4 protein-coding genes and 1 pseudogene are annotated in these 5,869 nt (G+C 48.1%); all 5 read left to right on the top strand.

Annotation, left to right across the window (positions count from 1 at the left end; translation table 11 throughout):
- Positions 1 to 49: 49 nt before the first annotated feature.
- Positions 50 to 742, top strand: a pseudogene (locus ACR0QE_RS12990) (histidine kinase); the annotation flags it as partial.
- Between the two features lie 66 nt (positions 743 to 808).
- Complete coding sequence (locus tag ACR0QE_RS12985) at positions 809 to 1,177, top strand: sensor histidine kinase (RefSeq protein WP_432628759.1); 369 nt, start codon at positions 809 to 811, stop codon at positions 1,175 to 1,177.
- A 259-nt stretch (positions 1,178 to 1,436) separates the two neighbouring features.
- A complete protein-coding gene (locus ACR0QE_RS12980; protein WP_432628758.1) occupies positions 1,437 to 2,309 on the top strand; it encodes a YitT family protein in 873 nt (290 codons plus the stop codon).
- Positions 2,310 to 2,707: 398 nt separating this feature from the next.
- Positions 2,708 to 3,217: a TRAP transporter small permease gene (locus ACR0QE_RS12975; RefSeq protein ID WP_432628757.1), complete on the top strand. Its 510-nt coding sequence runs from the start codon at positions 2,708 to 2,710 to the stop codon at positions 3,215 to 3,217.
- Positions 3,218 to 5,869 (top strand): TRAP transporter large permease subunit (locus ACR0QE_RS12970; protein WP_432628756.1); only part of this gene is annotated, 2,652 nt, incomplete at its 3' end.

The following is a 5,869-nucleotide window of genomic DNA, read 5'->3' as shown; positions in this document are numbered from 1 at the left end:
TCTTTTGGTCGCAGATTCCTTTGCATGGTATTTTCGCGGGGATCTTACAATGGTCGGATATTATATGGTGAGAATCAGCAATTTTATCGTGTTTTTCAGCACCTATATGATTTTATTGTTTTTTACCTGGTATTATCTGGATGAGATTGATGGGATTGACCGCAGAGTGCGCAAGAGATGGAAAAATGGAATTTTTTGTCTGTGCGCCGGAGCAGTTGCGATTCTGGTTGTTTCGCAGTTCACCCATTTTTACTATGCGTTTGATGAAAACAACTGCTACTATCGGAATAACGGCTGGTGGGTCTCTGCACTGATTGGAGTTATTGGGATTGTGGTGGACAATATTCTTCTGTTTCGCTATCGCAGGCAGACGAGACCGGGAGCCTGCCTGAGTTTTATGTCCTATGCCCTGCTTCCGATGATTGCAATGGTTGTACAATGCTTTGTCTATGGATATTCGTTCATAAACTTTGCAGTGACGCTCTCTGTGCTGGTCGTATTTATGACCTCGAAGACTGAGCAGGCTCGCAAGTTGGTTTTGCAGGAGAGAAAACTGAATGATATGAGGATTGCGGTGATGATTTCTCAGGTAAAACCACATTTCCTGTTCAATGCGCTGACAACGATCCGCTATCTGTGCAAGACGAATCCGGAGGAGGCAGTCTCGGCAGTGGATGAATTCTCCTAGTATCTGCGGGGAAATCTGGATGCGATCTCCCAGAAAGACTGTATTTCCCTTGAGCGGGAGATTGAGCATGTCAATCATTATCTGGCATTGGAGCGTCAGCGTTTCGGTTCGAGAATGAAGGTGATTTTTGAGATCAAGGAGACAGATTTCCAGCTGCCGCCTCTGACGCTTCAGCCCCTTGTGGAAAATGCAGTGAAACACGGAATTCTGAAAAAAATGTCCGGAGGGACGGTGGTGATCCGTTCGGAGAGAAGCCGCGGGGGATTTGAGGTGAGTATCGAGGACGATGGTGTGGGATTTGATCCGAAACAAAAGGTGGAGGATGATGGGCGCAGCCATGTCGGAATCATCAATGTGCGGGAACGGCTTGAAAAGATGTGTGACGGAACGCTGGAGATCAAGAGCTCCCCGGGGCATGGAACCCTGTGCCGGATCTGGATACCGGAAAAGAAGTCGATGATGACAAAAAAGAATGACGATAAAAGATAATGGCGATAAAAGAGCAGGGATTCTGGGCGTGTCTGCTTCAAAATTGCATGGCAAAACGTGAAAAGTGAAAATAAGGGTTTATTTTGTAGAAATGACTTCTGTCTTGACAGAGAGCAGTAAATTTTTTATACTAAAAACGTATTAGGCAAATGCCTTGATCCACGTCTGTTAGGAAAAATCCCTGACAGGCGTTTTTTATTTTACAGAAAACCGCATCTTATGAAATGACAGACAATCTGTATGTAAGGAGAAAAAAATCATGGAAATAAAATGGAATGATCCGTTACAAAAGGCTATCTCTCTGGGAATTGTGATACTTGGAAATATCCTTTATGCGCTGGCAGTCAGACTTTTTTTGATGCCGGCGGGACTTCTCACGGGAGGAACCACGGGAATCGGACTGGCGTTAAACCGCGCATGGGGGATTCCGGTGTCCGCCTTTGTACTGCTATTCAATGTGGCGATGCTTCTCATTGGATGGAAAGTTATGGGACGGAAGTTTGCGCTGACAACCATTGTAAGTACGTTTGTGTATCCTATCGCTCTGGGCTTTTTTGAGAAGCTGTTTGGAAATCTGGTGCTGACGCAGGATCTGTTTTTATGTACGATATTTTCCGGGCTTGGGATCGGGGCTTCGCTTGGAATTGTAATCCGCGCAGGGGCGTCGACCGGGGGCATGGATATTCCGCCGCTGGTGTTGAATCATTATCTGAAAATTCCGGTTTCGGTTTCCATGTATGTGTTTGATTTTTGCATTCTTCTGGTTCAGGCAGTTGGAAATCCGCCGGAAAAGGTATTATATGGCCTGATTCTGGTGATGACTTACACGCTGGTGTTGGACAAGCTGATGCTGATGGGAACCACCCGCACAGAAGTGCGGATTGTCAGTGAGCATGCGCAGGAAATCAGGGAAGCTATCATCACAGAGATGGACCGTGGCGTAACGATGCTTTCCGGAGAAACCGGTTATCTGAAGCATCCGACGCAGCTGATCTTCAGTGTGATCTCCAACCGACAGCTTCCGGAACTTGAAAAGCTGGTTCATCGCATTGATCCGGAGAGTTTTATGGTGGTAAGCCGGGTCAGCGAGGTCAGCGGGCGAGGATTTTCTATGAAAAAACGGTATCGTTGATGATACATAAATGATATATAACCTTATGCATTCAGAGATTTCGCTCTTAAAAAAGCCAAAATGAAACACTGGGGAACTTTGTGCACATTGGGACCTAGAAAAACGGCAATTATGAGCGAAATCCCTGATATTTTTCAATTATACTTGACGCAATTATTAAAATTTTGTAAAATAAAAATATGCCAGTATGTAGTATCTTTGAGAAATAGAGGAATCCGCAATGATGCAAATGGAATCCGCACAGGTTCGACTGACTGAGAGCAGGAGCCGGGGCGGGATTTTTTTGCGCATTTTCCCTGTATCAGTTCAGAGTGTAGAAGTGCAGTGACATGGAAACTGAGAAAAGATTTCAGGAAAGGCGGGATGGGACTGGCAGGTACGTTTTAGGAGGAAGAATTATGAAAGGCTATAAGAAGCTGATGGATGCAGTGGCCGTGGTGGAGAAGGCAGTTCTTGTCATCACCATGATCCTGATTCTTGTGCTTACCGTGGGAAATGTATTTTCGCGGAAAGTGATTCATCGCTCCTGGTCCTTTACGGAGGAACTGGTTGTTGCGGTGTTTGTATTGATTACCCTTTTAGGGGCAGCGCTGTCTGCGAGAGAGGGCGGTCTTGTCGGACTGAACCTTGTGACAGAGCGTCTGCCAAAATGCACGAAAAAACCGGTGGTTTGTCTGATCACCTTTTTCAGCGTGCTGTTTATGGCAATTTTGTTTTACTATGGAATGGACAAGGTGTTTGCACAGCTTGCAAACCAGAAGAGAACTTTTGTGCTCAACTGGCCGGAGTGGATTTTCTGGTCCTTTGTCCCGATCGGTGCGGCATGTATGAGCCTGCATTTTATTGAGTTCTGTATCGACACCTGCACAAAGAAAGATGATGCAGGAAAGAAAAAGGAGGTGCAGTAAATGGTCAGTGCAGTATTGTTTGTCTCCTTTTTTCTGCTTTTGATTCTCAATGTGCCGATTTCGGTGTGTCTGGGACTTTCCTCAGCGTGTGCGATCCTCTACTCTGGAACATCGCTGACGATTGTGGCAACGAATATTTATTCCGGTATCAGTAAATTCCTGCTTCTTGCAATTCCGTTCTTTGTTCTGTCCGGAAATATCATGGCAAAAGCTGGAATTTCCACGAGACTGATTCATTTTGTAGATACCTGCGTGGGTCATCGCAAGGGCGGTATCGCAAATGTGTGTGTCATTGTAGCATGCTTCTTCGGTGCAATCTCCGGTTCCGGTCCGGCGACGGTGGCCGCCCTTGGAGCTGTCCTGATCCCGGCAATGGTGGAGCGCGGTGGTTTCTCCGCTCCGTTTGCAACGGCGCTGATGGCAACTTCGAGCTCGATTGCAATCGTCATTCCGCCGAGCATCGCTTTCGTCGTTTATGCATCGATCACGGGTGCATCGATCGGAGATATGTTTGTGGCAGGTATTGTTCCGGGAATCCTCATGGGTCTGGCACTTGTGCTGGTTGTCATGTGGGAGGTTCACCACAACCATGTCGTTCCGGCAAATGTCAAGAAGGCGAGTGCAAAAGAGCGCTGGGATGCGTTTAAGGATGCATTCTGGGGATTTTTGATGCCTCTGATCATTCTTGGCGGTATTTACGGTGGATTTTTCACCCCGACCGAGGCGGCAGCAGTTTCTGTTGTGTATGGTCTGTTTGTAGGAATGGTGATTTACCGTGAGGTAAAATGGACGGATCTGTGGGATATTCTGGTTGAGTCTGCAAAGACGACCGGTGGAATCATGCTGATCGTATCCTGTGCTTCCCTGTTCTCTTTTGTCTGCACGCGTTTTGGAATCTCCACCGCTGCATCGGAACTCTTGGGAAGCCTTGCAAAGAATCAGTTTACCTTCCTTTTGATCTGTAATGTGATTTTCCTGATCGCAGGATGCTTCATCGATGCAAACTCTGCGATGTATATTTTCATCCCGATCATGCTTCCAGTCTGCAAGGCACTCGGATACAATGTGATCGCGTTCGGTGTGATGGCAACAGTAAACCTTGCAATCGGTCAGGTAACTCCGCCGGTTGGAGTAAACCTTTTTGTCGCAATCGGAGTGAAGCTGAAAAAGGGAATGGAAGTTACGCTTCAGCAGATTTCCCGTGCAGTTATGCCGATGGTTGGAGCTTCGGTTGCAGTTCTGCTTCTGATCACCTACGTTCCGGTGATGTCCACAGGTCTTCCGGCACTGCTTGGAAGTGCAGCGGCAATGAGCAATGGAGGTGCGGGATCGGATTCTTCCAATGGCTCTGATGGAACAGACGGAGCAGGCGGTGCCGGCGCGATGGCAAATGGAGACGCTGTGGATGGAGAGGATTTCAACACAATCGGGGATTACAGCGATCTTGACTGGCCGGAGATGACCTGGAATTTCACCTGTTCAACGACAGAGACGAGTACCTGGGCAGAGGGCGGTAGAAAGTTTGGAGAGCTGATGGAACAGGCAACCGGCGGAAAGATCAAAGTCGATGTCTATGCAGCAGACCAGCTGACAAACGGAAATCAGTCTGAGGGAATTCAGGCACTGATGAATGGAGATCCGGTACAGATCTCGATGCACAGCAATCTGATTTACTCTGCATTTGATCCGAGATTCAATGTGGTTTCCCTGCCGTATCTGTTTGATTCGGTTGAGGATGCCGATGCCGTTCTGGATGGACCGGCAGGACAGGAGCTTGTCAAGATTCTTGAGTCTTATGGCCTGCACTGCATGGGTATGGCAGAGAATGGATTCCGCCAGCTCACAAACAGTGTGCGCCCGGTCAAGAGTGTTTCCGATATCAAGAATCTGAAACTGAGAGTTGCAGGATCGAACCTGCTGATGAAGTGTTATGAACTCTGGGGCGCAGATGCGACGAACATGAACTGGTCTGAGACTTACACGGCGCTTCAGCAGAAGACGGTTGACGGACAGGAGAACCCGCTTCCGGCAATCGATGCGGCAAGTGTACAGGAGGTACAGAAGTATGTATCTCTCTGGAATGCAAACTATGACTGTCTGTTCTTCTGCATCAATGAGGACCTCTATAATACGCTGACACAGGAACAGCAGGCAGTTGTCGATGAGGCAGGCCGCAAGGCAGTTGCCTATGAGCGCCATATCAACCGTGCCGGTGATGAGGAGATCCTGAATCGTTGGCAGAGTGAGAACGGCGTTGAGGTTGTTCCGACTGAGGAACTCGATATCGAGTCCTTCAAGAAGGCAGTAGAGCCGGTAACTGACTGGTACATCAAGGAGCTGCAGGCTCAGGGTTACGAGGATGCAGAGGCACTTGTCCATGCATTTACCAATGCAGAGGGTGCAGGTTCTAATGCAAATGGCGGTGTGTCCACAAGCGCTTACACGGTTGAGGATCACAGTGATTTAAACTGGCCGGAGATGACCTGGAACTTTACCTGTTCGACGACAGAGACGAGTACCTGGGCAGAGGGCGGTAGAATGTTTGGAAAGCTGATGGAGCAGGCAACCGGCGGAAAGATCAAAGTTGACGTCTATGCAGCCGATCAGCTGACAAACGGAAACCAGTCCGAGGGAATTCAGGCGCTGATGAAC

This window comes from Brotaphodocola sp., from assembly GCF_050873065.1.
Classification (GTDB): domain Bacteria; phylum Bacillota; class Clostridia; order Lachnospirales; family Lachnospiraceae; genus Brotaphodocola.
The sequence above is the reverse complement of the archived record's forward strand: the minus strand, read 5'-3'. Positions and strand labels throughout refer to the sequence as shown.

Coding starts and splice junctions, on each gene's coding strand:
- ACR0QE_RS12980 (WP_432628758.1), top strand. CDS start 1,437: ATGGAAATAAAATGGAATGATCCGTTACAAAAGGCTATCTCTCTGGGA.
- ACR0QE_RS12975 (WP_432628757.1), top strand. CDS start 2,708: ATGAAAGGCTATAAGAAGCTGATGGATGCAGTGGCCGTGGTGGAGAAG.